Source organism: Pseudomonas sp. p1(2021b) (genome assembly GCF_020151015.1).
Classification (GTDB): domain Bacteria; phylum Pseudomonadota; class Gammaproteobacteria; order Pseudomonadales; family Pseudomonadaceae; genus Aquipseudomonas; species Aquipseudomonas putida_K.
On the sequence record NZ_CP083746.1, the window covers coordinates 2,018,179 to 2,034,769 of the forward strand.

31 protein-coding genes are annotated in these 16,591 nt (G+C 60.6%); 17 read left to right on the forward strand and 14 right to left on the reverse strand.

Translation table 11 applies throughout. The features are described 5' to 3' along the window. The 12 genes from K8374_RS09410 to K8374_RS09465 all read right to left on the reverse strand — a co-directional run bounded on the left by K8374_RS09410 (window position 1) and on the right by K8374_RS09465 (window position 6,408). Window positions 1-576 (reverse strand): hypothetical protein, encoded by a 576-nt coding sequence (locus K8374_RS09410; protein ID WP_224458787.1) that lies wholly within the window; start codon window positions 574-576, stop codon window positions 1-3. Next, complete coding sequence (locus K8374_RS09415; protein WP_224458788.1) at window positions 573-1,316, reverse strand: DUF1566 domain-containing protein; 744 nt, start codon at window positions 1,314-1,316, stop codon at window positions 573-575. Before K8374_RS09415 ends, K8374_RS09410 begins: the two co-directional genes overlap by 4 nt. Next, entirely contained in the window at window positions 1,313-2,002 is a 690-nt protein-coding gene (locus K8374_RS09420) for a hypothetical protein (RefSeq protein ID WP_224458789.1), read from the reverse strand. The genes K8374_RS09415 and K8374_RS09420 overlap by 4 nt, the downstream gene beginning before the upstream one ends. Then, window positions 1,996-2,199 carry a hypothetical protein gene (locus tag K8374_RS09425; RefSeq protein ID WP_224458790.1) on the reverse strand — a complete coding sequence of 68 codons (204 nt, stop codon included), beginning with the start codon at window positions 2,197-2,199 and terminating at the stop codon, window positions 1,996-1,998. The genes K8374_RS09420 and K8374_RS09425 overlap by 7 nt, the downstream gene beginning before the upstream one ends. Continuing rightward, window positions 2,196-2,711: a hypothetical protein gene (locus K8374_RS09430; RefSeq protein WP_224458791.1), complete on the reverse strand. Its 516-nt coding sequence runs from the start codon at window positions 2,709-2,711 to the stop codon at window positions 2,196-2,198. Before K8374_RS09430 ends, K8374_RS09425 begins: the two co-directional genes overlap by 4 nt. Next, a complete protein-coding gene (locus tag K8374_RS09435) occupies window positions 2,698-2,925 on the reverse strand; it encodes an Arc family DNA-binding protein (RefSeq protein ID WP_224458792.1) in 228 nt (75 codons plus the stop codon). Before K8374_RS09435 ends, K8374_RS09430 begins: the two co-directional genes overlap by 14 nt. Beyond that, window positions 2,915-3,094, reverse strand: coding sequence for a carbon storage regulator (locus K8374_RS09440; RefSeq protein WP_224458793.1), 180 nt, complete (start codon window positions 3,092-3,094; stop codon window positions 2,915-2,917). Before K8374_RS09440 ends, K8374_RS09435 begins: the two co-directional genes overlap by 11 nt. A gap of 50 nt (window positions 3,095-3,144) precedes the next feature. Further along, window positions 3,145-3,978: an SPFH domain-containing protein gene (locus K8374_RS09445; protein ID WP_224458794.1), complete on the reverse strand. Its 834-nt coding sequence runs from the start codon at window positions 3,976-3,978 to the stop codon at window positions 3,145-3,147. Then, window positions 3,975-4,223 carry a hypothetical protein gene (locus tag K8374_RS09450; protein WP_224458795.1) on the reverse strand — a complete coding sequence of 83 codons (249 nt, stop codon included), beginning with the start codon at window positions 4,221-4,223 and terminating at the stop codon, window positions 3,975-3,977. Before K8374_RS09450 ends, K8374_RS09445 begins: the two co-directional genes overlap by 4 nt. An 81-nt stretch (window positions 4,224-4,304) precedes the next feature. After that, complete coding sequence (locus K8374_RS09455; RefSeq protein ID WP_224458796.1) at window positions 4,305-4,964, reverse strand: Rha family transcriptional regulator; 660 nt, start codon at window positions 4,962-4,964, stop codon at window positions 4,305-4,307. 183 nt (window positions 4,965-5,147) lie between these two features. Further along, window positions 5,148-5,540 (reverse strand): response regulator transcription factor, encoded by a 393-nt coding sequence (locus K8374_RS09460; RefSeq protein ID WP_224458797.1) that lies wholly within the window; start codon window positions 5,538-5,540, stop codon window positions 5,148-5,150. 184 nt (window positions 5,541-5,724) lie between these two features. Continuing rightward, window positions 5,725-6,408: a LexA family protein gene (locus K8374_RS09465; RefSeq protein ID WP_224458798.1), complete on the reverse strand. Its 684-nt coding sequence runs from the start codon at window positions 6,406-6,408 to the stop codon at window positions 5,725-5,727. Between the two features lie 97 nt (window positions 6,409-6,505). Between K8374_RS09465 and K8374_RS09470 the strand changes: the two genes are divergently transcribed. The 12 genes from K8374_RS09470 to K8374_RS09525 all read left to right on the forward strand — a co-directional run bounded on the left by K8374_RS09470 (window position 6,506) and on the right by K8374_RS09525 (window position 13,522). Next, window positions 6,506-6,790, forward strand: a complete 285-nt coding sequence (locus tag K8374_RS09470) for a helix-turn-helix domain-containing protein (protein ID WP_224458799.1) — start codon at window positions 6,506-6,508, stop codon at window positions 6,788-6,790. 127 nt (window positions 6,791-6,917) lie between these two features. Next, window positions 6,918-7,313, forward strand: coding sequence for a hypothetical protein (locus K8374_RS09475; RefSeq protein WP_224458800.1), 396 nt, complete (start codon window positions 6,918-6,920; stop codon window positions 7,311-7,313). Beyond that, entirely contained in the window at window positions 7,310-7,546 is a 237-nt protein-coding gene (locus tag K8374_RS09480) for a hypothetical protein (RefSeq protein WP_224458801.1), read from the forward strand. Before K8374_RS09475 ends, K8374_RS09480 begins: the two co-directional genes overlap by 4 nt. Next, on the forward strand, window positions 7,543-7,833 hold the full coding sequence (locus tag K8374_RS09485; RefSeq protein WP_224458802.1) for a hypothetical protein: 291 nt from the start codon (window positions 7,543-7,545) through the stop codon (window positions 7,831-7,833). Before K8374_RS09480 ends, K8374_RS09485 begins: the two co-directional genes overlap by 4 nt. Continuing rightward, window positions 7,830-8,093: a hypothetical protein gene (locus tag K8374_RS09490; RefSeq protein ID WP_224458803.1), complete on the forward strand. Its 264-nt coding sequence runs from the start codon at window positions 7,830-7,832 to the stop codon at window positions 8,091-8,093. The genes K8374_RS09485 and K8374_RS09490 overlap by 4 nt, the downstream gene beginning before the upstream one ends. After that, window positions 8,090-8,836, forward strand: coding sequence for a phage antirepressor (locus K8374_RS09495; RefSeq protein WP_224458804.1), 747 nt, complete (start codon window positions 8,090-8,092; stop codon window positions 8,834-8,836). Before K8374_RS09490 ends, K8374_RS09495 begins: the two co-directional genes overlap by 4 nt. Beyond that, window positions 8,833-9,231, forward strand: coding sequence for a hypothetical protein (locus tag K8374_RS09500; protein ID WP_223625146.1), 399 nt, complete (start codon window positions 8,833-8,835; stop codon window positions 9,229-9,231). Before K8374_RS09495 ends, K8374_RS09500 begins: the two co-directional genes overlap by 4 nt. A 231-nt stretch (window positions 9,232-9,462) precedes the next feature. After that, window positions 9,463-10,257 carry a YdaU family protein gene (locus tag K8374_RS09505; protein ID WP_224458805.1) on the forward strand — a complete coding sequence of 265 codons (795 nt, stop codon included), beginning with the start codon at window positions 9,463-9,465 and terminating at the stop codon, window positions 10,255-10,257. Next, the gene (locus tag K8374_RS09510; protein ID WP_102082673.1) at window positions 10,254-11,027 is read left to right on the forward strand and encodes an ATP-binding protein; all 774 of its coding nucleotides are present in this window, start codon (window positions 10,254-10,256) and stop codon (window positions 11,025-11,027) included. The genes K8374_RS09505 and K8374_RS09510 overlap by 4 nt, the downstream gene beginning before the upstream one ends. After that, on the forward strand, window positions 11,024-12,436 hold the full coding sequence (locus tag K8374_RS09515; RefSeq protein ID WP_224458806.1) for a replicative DNA helicase: 1,413 nt from the start codon (window positions 11,024-11,026) through the stop codon (window positions 12,434-12,436). The genes K8374_RS09510 and K8374_RS09515 overlap by 4 nt, the downstream gene beginning before the upstream one ends. Further along, entirely contained in the window at window positions 12,423-12,923 is a 501-nt protein-coding gene (locus K8374_RS09520; RefSeq protein WP_224458807.1) for a hypothetical protein, read from the forward strand. The genes K8374_RS09515 and K8374_RS09520 overlap by 14 nt, the downstream gene beginning before the upstream one ends. Continuing rightward, complete coding sequence (locus tag K8374_RS09525; protein WP_224458808.1) at window positions 12,920-13,522, forward strand: hypothetical protein; 603 nt, start codon at window positions 12,920-12,922, stop codon at window positions 13,520-13,522. Before K8374_RS09520 ends, K8374_RS09525 begins: the two co-directional genes overlap by 4 nt. 114 nt (window positions 13,523-13,636) lie before the next feature. On the opposite strand, the gene K8374_RS09530 is transcribed toward K8374_RS09525, so the two are convergent. Continuing rightward, window positions 13,637-14,038, reverse strand: coding sequence for a type II toxin-antitoxin system HicB family antitoxin (locus tag K8374_RS09530; RefSeq protein WP_224458809.1), 402 nt, complete (start codon window positions 14,036-14,038; stop codon window positions 13,637-13,639). Window positions 14,039-14,075: 37 nt separating this feature from the next. Further along, complete coding sequence (locus tag K8374_RS09535; protein ID WP_016715573.1) at window positions 14,076-14,258, reverse strand: type II toxin-antitoxin system HicA family toxin; 183 nt, start codon at window positions 14,256-14,258, stop codon at window positions 14,076-14,078. 103 nt (window positions 14,259-14,361) lie between these two features. On the opposite strand from K8374_RS09535, the gene K8374_RS09540 reads away from it, so the two are divergent. The 5 genes from K8374_RS09540 to K8374_RS09560 all read left to right on the forward strand — a co-directional run bounded on the left by K8374_RS09540 (window position 14,362) and on the right by K8374_RS09560 (window position 16,590). Continuing rightward, complete coding sequence (locus K8374_RS09540; RefSeq protein WP_224458810.1) at window positions 14,362-14,535, forward strand: hypothetical protein; 174 nt, start codon at window positions 14,362-14,364, stop codon at window positions 14,533-14,535. A 212-nt stretch (window positions 14,536-14,747) separates the two neighbouring features. Then, window positions 14,748-15,839 (forward strand): hypothetical protein, encoded by a 1,092-nt coding sequence (locus tag K8374_RS09545; protein ID WP_224458811.1) that lies wholly within the window; start codon window positions 14,748-14,750, stop codon window positions 15,837-15,839. A 37-nt stretch (window positions 15,840-15,876) separates the two neighbouring features. Continuing rightward, window positions 15,877-16,197: a phage holin family protein gene (locus tag K8374_RS09550; RefSeq protein WP_224458812.1), complete on the forward strand. Its 321-nt coding sequence runs from the start codon at window positions 15,877-15,879 to the stop codon at window positions 16,195-16,197. Between the two features lies 1 nt (window position 16,198). Further along, the gene (locus tag K8374_RS09555; RefSeq protein WP_224458813.1) at window positions 16,199-16,402 is read left to right on the forward strand and encodes a hypothetical protein; all 204 of its coding nucleotides are present in this window, start codon (window positions 16,199-16,201) and stop codon (window positions 16,400-16,402) included. Further along, entirely contained in the window at window positions 16,399-16,590 is a 192-nt protein-coding gene (locus tag K8374_RS09560) for a hypothetical protein (RefSeq protein ID WP_224458814.1), read from the forward strand. Before K8374_RS09555 ends, K8374_RS09560 begins: the two co-directional genes overlap by 4 nt. The last annotated feature ends 1 nt before the right edge of the window (window position 16,591 follow it).

Here is a 16,591-nt window from a genome sequence, read left to right on the forward strand (position 1 = left end):
TCAATCGACATTGTCATTCGACGCGTGACGCGTCAGGTTCTGGTTGTCACGCTGGTCTGTCACGTCAGCACTCTCTGGCATGCCAAGACGCTCGACAGTCACTCGCCAGTCGCCAATCTCAAGCCCATCCTTGGTCACCCCCTCTTCAATGACGACGCTGCGCGCAGAATTCAGGTCGCTGGATATGGTGATGAGGATTCGCGAGCACGCCGACCAGATTGCGGCACCCTGCTCGTCCGATTTGAGCTGGTCCATTGCGCGCCGAACTGTTTGCCAGTTCTCGGCATCCTTGCGCAGCGCCTCGCTCTCGGCCTTAAGCTGGTCGCGCTCCACGCTCAAGGCATGCAGCGTCATTCTGGCGCCACACACTTCCTTGGCGCGCTCACCTGCGACCTCGATTTCGCGCTGTGCAACTGCCTTCAAATGCTCGATCTCAGCGAGCATAGCCAACGTGACGTCTGGGTCGCACTCGCTGAGGAATTCACTGAATCGGCGATCCCATTCCGCTTCATCCGCACACTTCGTCACGTCACAAGCTTCAGCCGCTTTCTTGAGCTCGCTCGTATCAAAGCTCATTCCCGGCCTCCTGCCAGTGCGGCCAGTTCCGCCACCAGCGCATCGGTGCGCCCATAGAACTTGCCGGCGTCCTCATTTACGAACCGCTCGAGCACGGTGGCCACCGCCTGCTCATTGGCCAGGCCGCGCAGGTCAGCCTCCGGAAAATTTTCCGGACCCTTCGCATCGGTCGCCGCTGGATGCACGAACGCTTCCTGGCTGATCAGCAGCGTGCGCACCGGGCGAATGCCCTTGCTCTTGCTGGCCCAGTTGGTGGTCGGTGTGCACCATGGCCGCATGTGCAGGCACCAGGAACTGCCGGCGGAGTTCTGCGTGCTAGACCAATATTCCATGTGGGTGAAGGCCTGGGCCGGGCCGCCAGAGCGACTAGCGGGCCAGTATTTCTCCCAGTCAGGCAACTGCAGAAGGTTCGCCCGCATGACCTGCAGTTGCTCGATACTCGGTAGGTGCCATCCGCCCTGGCCCCGGATGGTCATGCCCAGCACCTTGCGGGCGATCGCGCTGCCGGCTTCGGCCATGGCGCGGGTATTCGTCATGCCGTCATGAAATGACAGGGCGCCACGGACATTCACGCGCGGCCCTGGCTGCTCCCACCACTGGGCAACAGCCTCGAACTCGCGACCGGCATCGATAAGGGCGTGCTCGGCACCGCCGAAGAAGATCCGACCGGCGAAGAAGCCGCCGCCGAGGGGCTGGCCGATGGCGGGGAGGGCGGCGGGGTTGATTGCTCGGCGCTTCATTTGCTCACCTCAATCTTGCGCGTAACGATCCGGCTTCCCTGGGTGTCATGCACCACCAGAGGTGCGCTCTGGCGAGCCATGCTGCCGTCGGGCTGTGGGTGGTAGGTCGGTACACCGTAGAACGGCCCGCCTGGCGCGAACGGGTCTGGCAGCAAGTCGGGGTTGTCGAGCAGGATTTGCTCGAACTGGCGCATATAGGCGTTGAACAGCGGACCATCCTTGAAGTCAGGCTGATTGCGACCGGATCGAGTACTGGCGCTGTCCTCAAGCCCGGCCACGAACGCAATCCCCGACAGGGTAGAGCGAGCCTTGCATGCGCATTCCGCTGCCTCATCGCGATGCACTGAGTTGACCGCAAGAACATCAAGGATGGCCTCCATCCCATGTGCAATGGTCAGGTAGTCGTCTGCCCGATGCAGCCAATCAGCTATGGCGATAAAGTTTTTCCTGCGACTTGCGCGTCGAGCTTCCTTCTCGACCTCAAGAGCCTTCACCTTGCTGGTAGTGAACGGTAGGCCAGCCTTCGCAGCCTTGATGTGCTTGGCATAGTAGGCGCGGTCGTGCTCGCGCTCGGCGCACAAGTGACGCGCAGCTCGCCTGGCTATGATCAGGGAGATCAGCGGCTCCACATTGCCGCGGTTGGCCAGCTCGGTAAGCCGGCGGACGTGTTCGGGCTTCATCAGCATGGCTGCTCTCCCGATTCAGCAACGGCACGCATGTGCAGCTTGATGCCGCAGGACTTGGCCAGCGCTTGCAGCTCGGCCACGGTGGTATTCGGGCTCTGCAAAGCTTGGCCGAAACTCACCAGGCGCTGGCCTAAGTGACCAAGTTCAGTTGCCAGGTGGTCCGTATAGCAGCGGGTGTCGGTTGTGGTGATGGTCATGGCTGATGCTCCTGCACCGCCTGCTGCTGCATGGTTTGCACGCGCAGGGCGGTGTCAATCTCCTGATCCAGTTCTTCGCCGGATAGCCAGTTATCGCCGCGCACCACCAGCAGGTCTTCGTCGGGATCTTCAATGCGCTCACGGTCACGCAGCCAGCGGTACCGGCGCGCATCGGCAGCCATGCGGACGTGCTCGTCGATGTCGAAGGCTGCGCCTCCTTTTTCCACATCCCCGATACAGGCAAGTGCTGCGATCTCGTCTCCGAAGCGGCATTCACGACCCGTCGGAATCGATTGGCAGGCATACTCAGTTGCCTTGCGGCTAATGATCGAAAGACGACGATCCTGTACGGCCAGGTGCTCTTGCAGGTCACCCTCGCTGACTCCAGCGATAACGGCCGTGAACCCTTCCGCCTGGAACTCATCGCCAAGTTTCAGGAAGGGCAGGATGGGGGCCAGTGAGCCGCCATCTACGGGGCGCAGCACCAGGGTGATACGTTCAGGCTGCGTCATGGCTAACCCCCTTGGCTTCCGCTGCATTGATGAGCGCGTCAATGATCGCGTTGGCGCGGGCGCGGCCTTCCAGTTCGTTCCGGATTGCCGTGATGATCAGCGAGTTCATCGATCGATCATCAGCGCTGGCGGCAGCGGCTACCTGGTCGCGCATGCCGTCAGGCAAACGAACGACGAATTTGTCAGCGGTGCGGCTATCGTATTCAAAGGCCATGACGGGGCTCCTTATTTTTGCGTTTGCGGATTTCTTCACGGTCGACGGGAACGCCTGCTGGCGCCACAACGCCCAGGCGCACAATGCCGCCGGTGATTTGCAGTACCTGTACGGTGATTCCGTCGCCGATGACGATGCGTTCGCCAATGCGTCGAGTGAGGCAGAGCATGTTCAAACTCCTGTAGGGGAGGGGTGGTAGTGACCACCACCCCTTTGTGATCACTTGATGCCAATGAACGGCAGGGGTGCCTGGCCACCGGTGTAGGTGGGTAGCTTGCCGTCCCACTTCTCCACGGCGTTCAGGGTCACCACATCAGGGTTGGCGCGCAGGGCCTGAGCGCGGACTTCGATCGCCTTGGCATCGGCCTGGGCGATCAGCAGCTTGGCATCGGCTTCGCCCTGGGCGCGGGCGCGCTCCTTGTCAGCCTCGGCCTTAGCCTGAGCCACTTCGTTGCGGCGCTGCTCAGCCATCTGGGTGGCCTGGATCTTGGCGTTCAGGCTGGCGGTTACCTGCGGCGGCAGGGCCAGGTCAGAGGCGTAGTAGATGCGCTCGAGGTTGATGCCGATTGGGGCTACCTGAGCGCGGACACGTTGCTCCACGGCCACCAGCAGGTCAGCCTTCCCGGCGCCATAGACGCTTTCCACCGGCAGCTTGGAGGCCACATCGTTGAAAGCATCGCGCACCATGTTGCGCAGGAACTTGTTGGTGATCTCGTCGATACCAGCGCGGTACTTCTGGAACAGCGTGGTCACCTTGTCCGGCGCGACCGAGTAGGTGATGCCAACGTCGCCGCCCACCTTCATGCCCTCTACGGTCTGGAAGGTGATGGTTTCGTCGCCTGTCCAGGTTTCGGTCTGGGTGAACGTCGGGAACAGGTACAGCTCTTCGTTGATCCCTACCCAGTAGCGGCCGGTACCGACCTCCTTCAGTTCCACGCCCTTCTCGGAGCCGTACAGGTTGACGATCACCCCGACGTTACCAGCGGGAACTTTGGAGCAGCCGCCCAGGGCGGCTAGCAGGCACAGCGATGCAGCAGCGAGTAAACGCTTCATTGGTCTTCCTCTTTGGTGTTTGCCGCGGGAGCGCGGCGTTTGTTGATCAGGTGGTTGGCCAGCAGCATCGAGACGACCAGCCAGACGCCGAGGAGGGCGAAGCCGATCATGACCAGGCCGTCGGATTGGCTGCTAATCAGGGCTGGCGCGATGTAGCGCAGAACAGCCAGCGAAACGGCCAAGTAGAGCAGGGCGCTGATCAGGACAATCAGCAGGTCCAGTGTTCGAATCGGGGGTAGGTTCATTACTTTCTCCAGGGCGAGCAGAGGCCTGCCGCGTTAGTTGGCTTTCGCAAAAACTGGATGGGTTAGGTCAGGTGCAGTCGGCTAGGAGCTTCCAACAAGAAGCTTCCCGGCGTGTTTGACGAATTCGACGGCGGCATCCTTCGCTTTCTTGGCTGCTTCCTTGTGTCCCTCTCCCGCATCCAGGCTCGCCTTGAGCTGGTTGCGGAACACCGCCTGCAAGGTTGTGAGCAGGAGCTGCTGGTCAAGCGTCAGGCTGTCGCGCGCGCCACTGGCGATGCCCATGGCCGAATTAATCGCCTTGTTGGCGTTGATGTGGAAAATTCGCTCAGGGGTCGTACTGCCACGTTCTTCTGCGCGCAGCGCCAGAGCCTTAACCTCGTCATGCATTTCCTTGTAGAGAGGCAGGTACTGCAGGTTGGAGACGGCTTCCTTGTTGCGAGCCTCGCGGAAAGCCATGACCAGATCGGCCTTGAGATCGACGACGATCTCGCTGTTGCGAGAGAGCGAGAGAAGGAAGTAACTCTGGTCTTCGTTGAGCAGCGCGAATTTGATGTCCCCGCCACCGTGCTGGCCTTTCGGTCTTGCCTCCGTTTGAAACGGAAGCAAGCCGAACCGATGAAACTTCGGCTCGTACCGCTCGATCAGCTCGAGCGTGTTCTTATGGTTGTTGCCCAGGTCCATGGCGATCAGGCGGCTGTCGATCCTTGCTTCGCCGCGGAACGTGGTCACTTGCAGATTCATTCTTGTCTCCAATCATCAAACCTGGGCTTGGTCACCGCACAGCCACCTCAACATCGAAGTGGCTGTACGCTGCTGTCAGCCCTCGCCACGCCATGGCTTGGCACGCCTTGCCAAGCGGTACCTGGCCATGCCGAATGATGCTTCCGCACCGGACAGCGCCCTCATAGAAGGCGCTCGCCGCTGCTACGCCGCCACCTGGTATTGCTCAACCCGCCGAGCCGCAACGCGAAGCTCAACCCGGCGTTCGCCGCCGCCGCCCCGACGAACCTTCAGCAGCACCTCATCGCTGACCGCGCCGTGGACTGCCAAGATCGCGGCCAGGATTGCGGCCGGCGAGATCAGACCGCGCCGCATCGCCTCGCCGACCAGCGCCGCCCGGCGATTCACCTGGAGCTTGAACATTGCTGCCGAGAGACGCTTTTTCACGCTATCAGCCTGCACGCCTAGGTCACGCGCCAATTCCTTGCTTGTCTTCCCCTGAGCCACCCCAAGCACGCATTGCAGCTCACGCTCGGCAAGGCCGCGGCCAAGGAATCCTTGCCAGTTGCCGATGGTGATCGATGTTGCTGCGGCCATGGTGATGACTCCTTGCTTATGAAGACTTTAACGAATGAGGTTGCTCGCTTCGATGGAGGGGATATGAGGCTTGCCTTATTTAAATGTAAATAGGTATGCCTAATTTATTTTTCCAGGCCATGAAAAAGCCCGCTCAAGGCGGGCTTCATACTCTTCGTGCTTGTTAGGGCGCGTGCGCAGGCCTCTACAAGAACACCGATTTCGGCATTTTGCCATCCACCACGGTGCCCACGATCTCCCAATCGTCGTCAACGGACCTGGTTGGGTACGCGGGGTTCAGAGGCTTCAGGTAAAGCTCCCCGGCATCTCGAGTTAGCTGCTTGAAGGTTGCCTCGTTGGTGCTGATCATTCTTGCAACCACGAATTGCCCAGCTCTAGGCTCGATATCTGGCGCCACCAGGATCAAAAAACCTTCAGGGAATGAAGGGTTTCCAGATGGCGCGGTCATCGAGTCTCCGGTGACTCTGAGCCAAAATGCATCCTCTCCAGCCCAAACGTCAGAGGTGTGCTGGGGACAGAGTGCGATGTTACCCATCTCGATCGCCTCCCTGGCAATGCCCGCTTGCACCCAGCTTATCTCTGGATAAGAGAAGGATCGGATGGGTTGTAGAGCGGCTTCCACATTGGAGCCTTCAGGCAGGCTGGATGCTTTTCGGATTGGCCCCCTACCCGTAGCCAGCCACTTGGGGGTGACCCCAAGGAATTCGGCTGCAAGCAAAAGATTTTGCCCTTCGATGGTTTTGGTTTTTCCAGAAATCCAGTCGTTCACGGAAGGCGGCTTTATGCCACAAGCCCGAGCTAAAGCGGCCTGCGATACTTTGGGGGGACCGGCCATTATCTGGCGCAAACGTTCTTGAAGTGTGCTCATTAGGCTAGCCTAACACTATGAATATAAGGTATTCCTATTGACCGGATCGAAAGGCATACCTACTATTTGCCTACGATTCTGTCCGGAAAAATCAGCCATGAACCCAAGTGCGATTATTGAAGCCTTGGGCGGAACCTTTCGCGTAGCCGAGCTGTGCGAGGTACGCCCGCCATCGGTGAGTGAATGGAAAAAGAACGGCATTCCACGTGCTCGGCTGATGTTTCTTCGTGTCGTCCGCCCCGAGGCCTTCAGGGCTTTGGAGGAAAAATCGCATGAAGAAGCTTCGCCAACCATGCCTGTAACGATACCGGCAACCTGCCATCAGAACAGCTCCACTGATGGGGCTGTGAATCCGTCCAGTAGTGCGCAGGCCTCGCCATGAAGGTCTGCCCACCCCAGTTTTTGTTGTCCGGCTAAATCGCAGGCAACAAAAAACCCGCTTCGCAGGCGGGCTTTTTAACCGTCCCCGGCAAGGGACTTTTTGAATCTTCGTTCTGTAGGAGGACGAGATGCACCCGAAAAATACCACCGGACATAACCGGACGCAATACCCGACATCCACTGATGAGTGGACGCAACCGTTCGCAATTATATCTATCTGCGGGCCTGATACCGGCATTCAGCTTCCGCCAGTTTCAGGGAAAGACCTTGAAAACGAATGCGTCGACCTGCTGCATCAGGCGTACCCATTCGCTCGCCTGGTTTGCGTGCATCCAAGGGCGACTGCTGAATTGGCCGAGCTTCAGCAACAGGCTGACCGGCATCGCGACATCATCATCAGCTGTCGTGAAGCAGACTTTCCGGCCTCGGTTTACGCCGAGCGCCTTGGTTTGTCGATGGTGTTTGGTGAGGTCGCGCCACAAAGCCAAGTGTCTTCAGATCGTGGCGCGGAGGTGACCCAATGAGCACAACAACCAGCGACCTGGGCGAGAAGGTCATGGCCCGTCTTCGGGTTATCGAGGGGTTCGCCTCCATCCTGATGGAGAACGACAGCCTCAAGGGGGATACGCAGGCCGGGTTCGCTCCTCAACTCGATCATCTCAGCGAATCCGTCCTCCACGAATCTTTGTTCATGCTGGCCGAGCAAGCCCAGGACCAGCTGCTTCAGCTGATGAATGCGGCAGGGGGTGACCAATGAAGACCCTTCAAAATATTGCAGATGAAGCCTACGACGACCTGATGGTTCTGCGGGAAAAGCTCAACGACTTCAAGACCATGTTCCTGGCTGTGAGCAAATTGCTGCCCGAGCCTGACACTGCAGGTCGCTTGGCCGGTATCGGGGCCATACAAGCCGAGGAGTGGGCGACCAATGCCGAGGAGTGGGCGCGAAAGATGGATGAAAACCTTCGAAACCTTGAAGGCCAGCAACCCGCCGCGCCACAAAAACCTGCCGCTGCAAAACGTGGCGCAGGGGGTGCCCGATGAACCATCAGGCACTCAATGAAGCTGTCCAAGCCACGCCCGACCTCGACGGTAACAAAGATCTGTTCAATCAGCTGATGGCGAAGGTGAACCAGCGTGCTGGCGCGCAGACTATCTACTCCGAACTGGTCGTGGTGCAGATGCTCTTCCATTTTGCGCGAGAGGCGTGCGCGAGTGGCGTCCCTCTGTCCTCGCTGAGGACTGCTGTCGATGAAGCGGCGGTCAGTGTTGAGTATGCACGGGTCGTGGGAGGTGCTGCATGAACCTTCCTTCCGCCACCTTCACCACCATGGACACCACCGAGCTGCTGGCGCTGGTCAACGAGGCTCGCGCCGGTTTCGGTGAGTGCTCTGTTCGTCATAACGACTTCGTTGCTCGCTGCAAGGACGAGCTTGATGGCGAGCACTACGAAACTTTCGTAGTGCAAAATTTGAACAACACCCAGTCCGAAGGGCTTCGCCTCACCGCCGATCAGTGCAAGCTGGTCGCCATGCGCGAGTCGAAGGGCGTTCGCCGCCGTGTGCTTGCCCGCCTGAACGAACTGGAGGGCCAGCAAGCCCGCTTCATGACCCAGGCCGAACTGATCGCCGCCAGCGCCAACCAGTTGGTTGCCATCGAGCGGCGCCAGGCCGCCCACCAGGTGGCGCTGGAGCGCGTCGAGGACCGCACCACCAAGCTGGAACAGGTGCGCTATCTCGACTCCGTGCCCAGCGGCTTCGAAACCATCACTACGATCCGCGACCGCATCAATCGCCGCCACGGCCTGCCGGCCTGGGTGGTGAATGCAGTGATGCGCGAGGTGACCTGTGCGCCGCTGCCATACGCCTTCGTCCGCAGCCGACACGCTGACGAGGGTGGGCAGCCCTTCGCTATCTGGCCCAAGCCAGCCGTCACCCAGCGGTTCGAACGGTTCGTGACCGAATGCACCTACGAGACGGCTGAGCGCGCCACCCATCCAGAAATTCCCCAGGGACGGTTCAAGATTCGCGCGAGGCAGACCCCATGAAGAAACCCACCAAGAAGCAGCTTGAGGCACAGATCGTTGAGCTGTCGATTCAGCACCACCAGGCGGATCTGGCAGTGAAGCGTCGCCGCCAAGAGCTGAACGACGAGTACGCCTGCTACTTCCGTGCACACGGGGAGATTGAGCCGGCCTTTCGCGGCATTCGGCCCTACGACCCTCGTTATGCCGGCGTCGTGGCTTATACGGCGGATGCTTACGAGTGCTTGCTGAAGGCCAAGCAGACCCGCTCCAGCGCCAAGCGCAAGCTCGATACGGCAGTGCGCCGCTTGATGATCCTGATCGGCGCCAGCTTCGCCGTGCCGGATGTTGCGCCCGCCAAGCGTCCACCGCTGCGAACGGTGCGTCGCACCACGATCCACGGGGAGACGCTGCAATGACCAGCCCGTCTACCCCCCCCCCAGGCGCTCCAGCAGCGCGCTGGTGCAACGATCAACGCCGCGGCGTACCCGAGCTACGCAAACTTCCGGCACCTGCCGGAGGCGGAGCGCTGGGGCATTTACGAGCTGGCCAAGTCGGGATGGCTGACCAGGCAAGAACAAGGGCATGTGATGCCCGAATCCTACGACGCCTTCGTGCGCCGCGTTTGCGATGAGCTAGGCATCTGAGCCATGCATTACTACAAGTTCAACATCAAGGACTGGTCGCGCGATACCGCGCACCTCTCGGTCGAGGAGGAAGGCGTCTACCGGCGCCTTCTCGACCACTACTACGAGAGCGAAAAACCAATCCCACAAGAAACCAAGCCGGTTATCCGTAGGTTGCGACTGGCAGGCCACGAGGAAGCTGTTGTGGTCATCTTGGGTGAGTTTTTCACGCTTGAAGATGACGGCTTTCACCATCGCCGATGCGACGAGGAGATCGCGAAGTACCACGCGAAAGCGATCGCTTGCCGGCAGAACGGGAGTCGTGGTGGTCGCCCGAAGAAACCAGAAGAAAACCAAAACGGTTCCCAAGATGAACCAAACCATAACCTTAACCAAGAACCACTAACCATTAACCAAGAACCAGAAGATCAAGAGCAGTGCGCCGCTAACGCGCCGCCAAGCCAGGACGAGCCGAGCGCACTCGCCAAGAAACGCGGCACCCGCTTGCCTGATGACTGGGCTCTATCGCCAGAACTGGCTGCATGGGCGAAAGCGGAAAGGCCTGAGCTTGATGACCGAATGGTCCAGGTGATGGCGGATTCGTTCAGGGACTTCTGGATATCCAAGACCGGCAAGGACGCCACGAAGCTCAACTGGGATGCGACATGGCGCAACTGGGTGCGTAACCAGAGGATCGGCGGCAACCAGAGGACCAGCCATGGTGCAGGCCAATCGCACCACACCGACCTCGACAAGATTGACCACACCGAAGGTCTGGTTCGCCAGCCTGACGGGACTTACCGGGTAGCAAGATCATGACCACTCCGAAAACTCTGGAGCACAAACCAGAGCTGTGCCGTGTGCACGGCGATTACACCGACGAGCTGATCGAGTCGTTCTCGGGCGATCACTTCTGGCAGGGTTGCACGCGCTGCCAGTTCGATGCAGTCCACTCGGCTGACGATGCGATCCGCAATCCCGCGCTGGCTATCCGGCGCGCCCGGGCGACGAACGCCAGGTTGCTGGATTCTGGCATTCCGTTGCGCTTCCGGGCCTCGACCCTGGACAACTACCGAGCCGACACCGAAGGCCAGGCTGTTGCGCTGAACGAGTGCCAGGGATACGCCTGTGGGTTTGAGCGCAACTGGGAGCTGGGCCGCTCGATGATGCTGCTGGGCGATGTCGGCACCGGAAAGACTCACCTGGCCTGCGCTGCAGCCCAGCATGTCATTCGCGAGTTCGGGGCCACGGCGCGGTACACCCTGGCCATCGAGATCATCCGCGATATCAAGATGACCTTCGACAAGAAGTCCGAGCAGACCGAACGCGACGTGTATGCCAGCCTGCTGGCGCCGGATCTGCTGGTGATCGACGAGGTGGGCGTCCAGCACGGGAGCGACTTCGAGCGTCAGGTGCTGTTCGAGGTGATCGACTCCCGGTACCGCCAGCTCATGCCGACCATCGTGATTTCCAACCTGGGCATAGCCGGGCTGCGCAAGTGCCTGGGTGACCGCGCCGTCGACCGCCTGACCGATGCTGGTGGGCCTGCTGTCCTGTTCACCTGGGCTTCGGCGCGAGGTGACGCATGACCAAGGATTTGGTGTTGGGATACCCGGAGGCTGAGCAGGGCGTCCTGGGCGCCATCATGCTCGCCTCGCTGGACGGCAATCACGCACTGGCTGACGACATCGTTGGCCAGATGACCAGCGGCGACTTCCTGTACGACGACAACGCGGCGCTGTTCGACGTAATCCGGGACTGCCGCGAGCGCGGTATGCCGGTGGATGCAGTGACCGTGGGTGACGTGCAGCGCGTGCTCCCAAGCGGCCAGAGCACGCTGGCCTATGCGGCTGACCTGAGCCACAACGTGCCCTCGGTGGCCAACGTCATGACCTACGCCAAACAGGTCAAGCAGTGGGCCGTGATCCGTCAGGTGATCGGCATTGGCCACTCGGCAGAGGCGTCGGTGGCCAGCGGCCTGGTGCCGGACGAGATCATTGCGCAGGCCCAGCAGTCCATGGCCGACCTGCGCGACCTGCAGAGCTCGGGAAAGGCCGGGTACAAGCGCATGGCGGAGGTGCTACCCAAGGTGTTCGACGGCATGCAGGAAGTGCTGGATGACCGAGCGCCACCGAAGCTGTCCACCGGGCTGGCCGACCTGGACAAGCTGATCGGCTTCCTGCGCCCCAAGAGCATGGTGGTGATCGCTGGGCGCCCAGGCAGTGGTAAGACCATGCTTGGCCTGCAGATCGTCAACCATGTGGCCATACGTGGCGCAGGCGTAGGCCTGATCTTCAGCCTGGAGATGGACGAGAAGGAGCTGACGATCCGCACGATCGCCTCACAGGGCGGGGTCGACCTGCGCCGCATGGAGGAGGTCAAGAGCCTGGACGAGGACGAGTGGCAGCGCATCGGCACCGCTGGGACGAAGATCGAAGCCGCCCAGTTGTACCTGAACGACACCCCCGGCATGACTGTGAGCGCCATTCGGTCGGAGGCCCGAAAGCTTCAGCGCGAGCAGGGTCTCGACATCCTGATGATCGACTACCTGGGGCTGGTGGGCACGGATGGGAGGAGCCAGAACCGTGCTGACGCGGTGGCCAAGGTCTCCATTGCCCTGAAGAACCTGGCCAAGGAGTTGAGCGTACCAGTGCTGGTGCTGGCGCAGCTCAACCGCAACCCGGCAAGCCGTCCAGGCAAGAAGCCCCAGGCCAGCGACCTGCGTGACTCTGGCCAGATTGAGCAGGACGCCGACGCGGTGATCCTTGTGCACCACGACCCGGAGTCGGAGGCGGGCGAGCAGGGAGTCACCGAGCTGATCCTCGATAAGGGCCGTCAAGCGCCCCAGGGCTCTTGCCTGGTACAGCGCCAAGGGCAGTACGCCCGATTCGTCAACTTCGCCGGCAACCGCCTGCCTCCTGATGAGGAGGTCGAGATGGGCCGCGTCCTGAATTTCTCCAAGCACCGTAAGGGGAGCAAGCACCATGAAACTTTCTGATCTGTGGCCACGAGCTGGCGCTGGCAAATCTGCAACCCCGGTCGTCTCGGTGAGAGTGACGAAGCGTGTCGGCACCGAGCAGCCTGTTGCCACTGGCAATACCCCGGTGCCCAGCAGCGCCCCGCGCGGTCCGACCGAGCTACCGGCCACCCTTGCTGGGTGCGAGGCGCTGGAAGAAATTCTGTGCCGTGACGCCATCCGCCTGGAGTGCCAGATCGGCCAGGCCAAGGGCAGGGCAGTTGCCGAGGGCAAATATTCCAACCCTGACTGGTACCACCGCGCCAAGGCAGCGCTGAAGCACATCAATCGCGACCGCCAGCGCCTGATGCAGCACATGAAGGCCTTGCGCGTAGAGGCAAGGCGCAATTGCCCCGCCTGGCAGGGCCGCGACAAGGCCATCCTGCGCGAGTTGAACGCCCGGGTACCGAAGGAGGTGTTCGACGAGTGTGTGCGGGTGGTGGACGAGGATCTGGAGGTGTTCCGATGAGCAGCGCAACTGCGGCCCATCCGCGCCGAATGCTGGGAGATTTCCAGCCAATGGTTTATCAGGGCGTCATGGCGGCGATTGTCAGGGTGCTGGCGGCGGACAGCACCAGCAACGCGACACGGCAAAGCTGGCAGAAGCTGATCGACTCCGGCCCGCGCACCGGTGGTTTCCGAGCCCTGCTTTCGGCCCGCGACCAGTTCGACTACGACTGCATCCTGCATGCCCTGCTGCATCGTGAGCTGACGCCTGCGCACTGGGATGTATTGGTGGGCAAGTTTTCGACGCACAAAGCCAACCGTGTCAGCGCCATCGCTCGCAGCATTCCCCGCATCAGCTCGCCGGCGCCGGCGCTGTTCGTCTACAAGGCCGCCACCGTGTGGTTCATCCCGAAGATGAAGGGTAAGCAGGGCAAGCGTTCGACCGACGTTGCTGTGCTGCCGGATGAGTTCTACGACGTGAACACCTGGGACACAGAGGCACGGCCTGACTCAACTCGCAGCCGCTGGCGCCGGGGTATCCACAAGTGCCTGGAGGAACTGGAGGAGGGCGCTGTCATCCACGTGACCGAGATCCTTGAGCGTGAGCAGCTGATCGAATGAAGTGGTTGACAATGGTGAGCGAATGAGCGAAATTGCCCACCATCCTCAGATCCCTGCGCGTAACCGGGATTGAGGCATAAAGCCCTGGCCATCACAGCCGGGGCTTTTGCGTTTCTACCGTCCCAGTTTTTCCATGGCGGCATCAGCCAGGAACGAGGAACGGCTTTTCACGTTGTGATCCCGGACATAGCGGTCGATCTGCTGGATGACGAAGCCGGGCAGGGTGACATTGACCTTCTCGGTCTTGCCCAGGTATGGGGTTATGTCGATCTCCAGCATGCCCCAGCCCATATCCGCGAAGTCGGGATTGCCACGGTGCGCCGCTGCGCTGGATGGCATGGGAATGGCCTGGCCGCTGCCGGCGATCTCTTCCAGCATGATGTGGGCAACCTCGACGGCTGCCGCGTAGGCCTCCTCGAACGTGTCTCCAGCGGTCACGGCGCCTGGAATGTCAGGGATCTGGATGCCGATGGCGGTGTTCTCGTCGCCCCACTCGATGCAGATTGGGTATTGCATGGTTCTCTCCTTCAGAGGTGCAAAGGGTGAAGCCGGGTCATTTCAACCCGGCTCGTTCCTTGATGCTCTTTACCGTGCCGATCGGTAGGTCTTTCTTGGGGTGTGGCACTGGTATCGAGTTTGGGTTGTTGGGGTGTTTGAAGATGTGGTGGCTTCCGGTGACTCGTTTCAGAACCCATCCAGCGGCTTCAAGCTCCTTGATCAACTGCCTGCTTTGCACCTCCGTCTCCTTGTGTGGTTGATGGGGTGATTATAACCCTAGGCGCATAAATCCAGCAAGGAAAAAGATGCGCCTAGAGTTACTTTTTTGCGAGGAAAGGAAAATGGAAAAGTCTCTTGATGAGTTGATCGCTCGACTACAGGCGATCCGAGAATCCGAAGGTCGTGACATCGACCTGGTAGGCCCTGGCCTCGACCTGATCCGCGAGCATCGTGCTGGCGCAGATGGCGGTGCTGAGTGCCATGCATTGCGCTTGCACTTGGTCGCAAGGGAGTAGCGCGACCAATCAATGCGGATGACACGCCCAGGCAGCTGGGCTAAGTCGGTAGTGGCGTCGATCAAAGCCGTGCGCTCCCTGATCGGCTACGCGATGAGAGTCTGGGGTACGTGACCCAGCGAGCCAGACCAGCAAGCCGGGTAAGCACCGGCCCTCCGCACCCATTTCAAGCCTCGGCACATGCCGGGGCTTTTTTCTGTCTGGAGAAACTGATGAGCACCTGGGCCAAGCTGCAACAGACCATTGGCGAGCTGCGCGCCGAACTTAACTCGGTCCAGGCGACCACCGGAAAGCTCGATGCAGCCCTCGCCGAGCGCGCTGACAAGGCACGCAAGTACACCAGTGCCGATGGTGCCGTAGAGCTGGATCTCGACCCCGGCGTGTTCAAGCTTGGCGGCTTTGCCATGGGTTCTTTGCCCAGCGATCCGCAGATGATCACCGTCACTGCAGGCGAATGGTCCGAAAGCGACCTGCCCAGCAACGCGATCGAGCGCTACAAGTTCATCGGCAACCAGGTGATGAGTATCCCCGCCGAGCATCGCGATGGTGCGGAGTTCTCGACTGAGGACATGTCGTTCGACCGCGACGGCTCGGACATCCGCACCACGCTGACTTACCGGCGCCTTGAAACTGAGCAGGAAGCTGCAGAGCGGGCTGCTCGTCAGTCCGGGTCTGGCGTCACCATCAATGCTGACGACGTGACCATCATGGCCAACGGCAAGGTCGTCGCCAGGCTCGGGCGCTGCATGGATGACAAGCAACCTGCCGAGCAGCCATTTGCTGTCAAGGATGATCAGGTTTTCGTCAGCCAGGCCGCTATTGATCAGTTCGCAACCAAAGCGCAGATCGTCGAAGAGGCCAGTGCCCGCGCCTCGGCGGACAAAGCCTTGGCAAAACGCATTGGCGCGCTGGAGGCCAAACCGTGTCGTGCTGATGACGGCGACGACGCTCTGCGTAATGCCTTCGAGGACTGGAAACCCGGTACGGCGCTTCTATCTGCCCGGGGCTCGACGGCGATTGACCGATTTGCCGTGCGCATGGCGAATACCTCCAATGGTCAATACGTCTGCACTGGAGTTGGCCTTGGTATCGATCCGACCAAGGGTGAGACCAAGGATGGCCAGACCGACATGGAGCAGGCCATTGAGAAGGGCGATGTCTCCCAGGCCCTGCTCAAGCTCGCCAGCTCTATCGCTGAAAGCAATCTTGGCCTGGAGCTGCGTTCCAAGATCGATGCGGCTGATCCCGTCCGTGAAGTCATCCGCAAAGAGCTCCGCCCAGGCGGCCTGCTGTACCGCCGCTGATTCCATTCACAAGCTCCCCGTAACGGGAGGTATCGAGATGGCCCATATGCCAGAGAAAGACCCATCCTTCTGGGTGTTGGTACTGACCGCCCTGAGAGAGAACGGCCTTGCAATGGGCCTAACATTCGCCCTGACTTGGTTGCGAATCCAGTACGACGGGAAGGAGACGCGCCCGGCCCGACAGCTGATCGAAGCAACGCTTGGTGCATTGATCGTGATGGTGGTTGGCCTGACCGTGAAGGAGTTCGGGCTCAGCATCGCCTGGTCGTTCGCTACTGCCGGGTTTGTTGGTGTACTGGGTGTCGAGCAGGCTCGTCAGCTTGGGCGCCGTTGGGCCGAACGCAAGGTAGATGGGTGACATGATGATCGAACTGACTGACATCAACCGCCGCAAGCACTATCTGGCCCCGGCTGACATTGCCCGCGTGCAGGAGGCCGGCACCAGCTCGCAGTGGCACGGCATCTGCGCCATCGTCCACACGTTCGACGGCCAGGTGTTGGAGGTGCGCGAGCGTGCTTCTGATATCGCACGCGAGGCCGGTATGCGGAAGGAGGCCCAATGAAGACCGAACTGACTGAGCAAGAGGCCAAGGTAGCTAAGCTTCTCGCTGACGCCTGGGACGAGTATCTGAAGCTGCCGATCGAGCACCCGCTTGAGCAGCATGAGTTCTGCATGGCTATCCACCAGGTACAGGACATGGTCCTGGCTCGGTGCGGCAGGCGCGCATTCAACCGACCCCGGAAGCGCTAGT

Coding starts and splice junctions, on each gene's coding strand:
- K8374_RS09475 (WP_224458800.1), top strand. CDS start 6,918: ATGCACCCGAAAAATACCACCGGACATAACCGGACGCAATACCCGACA.
- K8374_RS09525 (WP_224458808.1), top strand. CDS start 12,920: ATGAGCAGCGCAACTGCGGCCCATCCGCGCCGAATGCTGGGAGATTTC.
- K8374_RS09505 (WP_224458805.1), top strand. CDS start 9,463: ATGCATTACTACAAGTTCAACATCAAGGACTGGTCGCGCGATACCGCG.
- K8374_RS09515 (WP_224458806.1), top strand. CDS start 11,024: ATGACCAAGGATTTGGTGTTGGGATACCCGGAGGCTGAGCAGGGCGTC.
- K8374_RS09520 (WP_224458807.1), top strand. CDS start 12,423: ATGAAACTTTCTGATCTGTGGCCACGAGCTGGCGCTGGCAAATCTGCA.
- K8374_RS09460 (WP_224458797.1), bottom strand. CDS start 5,540: ATGGCCGCAGCAACATCGATCACCATCGGCAACTGGCAAGGATTCCTT.
- K8374_RS09415 (WP_224458788.1), bottom strand. CDS start 1,316: ATGAAGCGCCGAGCAATCAACCCCGCCGCCCTCCCCGCCATCGGCCAG.
- K8374_RS09465 (WP_224458798.1), bottom strand. CDS start 6,408: ATGAGCACACTTCAAGAACGTTTGCGCCAGATAATGGCCGGTCCCCCC.
- K8374_RS09425 (WP_224458790.1), bottom strand. CDS start 2,199: ATGACCATCACCACAACCGACACCCGCTGCTATACGGACCACCTGGCA.
- K8374_RS09435 (WP_224458792.1), bottom strand. CDS start 2,925: ATGGCCTTTGAATACGATAGCCGCACCGCTGACAAATTCGTCGTTCGT.
- K8374_RS09450 (WP_224458795.1), bottom strand. CDS start 4,223: ATGAACCTACCCCCGATTCGAACACTGGACCTGCTGATTGTCCTGATC.
- K8374_RS09550 (WP_224458812.1), top strand. CDS start 15,877: ATGGCCCATATGCCAGAGAAAGACCCATCCTTCTGGGTGTTGGTACTG.
- K8374_RS09530 (WP_224458809.1), bottom strand. CDS start 14,038: ATGCAATACCCAATCTGCATCGAGTGGGGCGACGAGAACACCGCCATC.
- K8374_RS09485 (WP_224458802.1), top strand. CDS start 7,543: ATGAAGACCCTTCAAAATATTGCAGATGAAGCCTACGACGACCTGATG.
- K8374_RS09480 (WP_224458801.1), top strand. CDS start 7,310: ATGAGCACAACAACCAGCGACCTGGGCGAGAAGGTCATGGCCCGTCTT.
- K8374_RS09445 (WP_224458794.1), bottom strand. CDS start 3,978: ATGAAGCGTTTACTCGCTGCTGCATCGCTGTGCCTGCTAGCCGCCCTG.
- K8374_RS09555 (WP_224458813.1), top strand. CDS start 16,199: ATGATGATCGAACTGACTGACATCAACCGCCGCAAGCACTATCTGGCC.
- K8374_RS09500 (WP_223625146.1), top strand. CDS start 8,833: ATGAAGAAACCCACCAAGAAGCAGCTTGAGGCACAGATCGTTGAGCTG.
- K8374_RS09430 (WP_224458791.1), bottom strand. CDS start 2,711: ATGACGCAGCCTGAACGTATCACCCTGGTGCTGCGCCCCGTAGATGGC.
- K8374_RS09455 (WP_224458796.1), bottom strand. CDS start 4,964: ATGAATCTGCAAGTGACCACGTTCCGCGGCGAAGCAAGGATCGACAGC.
- K8374_RS09440 (WP_224458793.1), bottom strand. CDS start 3,094: ATGCTCTGCCTCACTCGACGCATTGGCGAACGCATCGTCATCGGCGAC.
- K8374_RS09495 (WP_224458804.1), top strand. CDS start 8,090: ATGAACCTTCCTTCCGCCACCTTCACCACCATGGACACCACCGAGCTG.
- K8374_RS09420 (WP_224458789.1), bottom strand. CDS start 2,002: ATGCTGATGAAGCCCGAACACGTCCGCCGGCTTACCGAGCTGGCCAAC.
- K8374_RS09410 (WP_224458787.1), bottom strand. CDS start 576: ATGAGCTTTGATACGAGCGAGCTCAAGAAAGCGGCTGAAGCTTGTGAC.
- K8374_RS09545 (WP_224458811.1), top strand. CDS start 14,748: ATGAGCACCTGGGCCAAGCTGCAACAGACCATTGGCGAGCTGCGCGCC.
- K8374_RS09560 (WP_224458814.1), top strand. CDS start 16,399: ATGAAGACCGAACTGACTGAGCAAGAGGCCAAGGTAGCTAAGCTTCTC.
- K8374_RS09470 (WP_224458799.1), top strand. CDS start 6,506: ATGAACCCAAGTGCGATTATTGAAGCCTTGGGCGGAACCTTTCGCGTA.
- K8374_RS09510 (WP_102082673.1), top strand. CDS start 10,254: ATGACCACTCCGAAAACTCTGGAGCACAAACCAGAGCTGTGCCGTGTG.
- K8374_RS09540 (WP_224458810.1), top strand. CDS start 14,362: ATGGAAAAGTCTCTTGATGAGTTGATCGCTCGACTACAGGCGATCCGA.
- K8374_RS09490 (WP_224458803.1), top strand. CDS start 7,830: ATGAACCATCAGGCACTCAATGAAGCTGTCCAAGCCACGCCCGACCTC.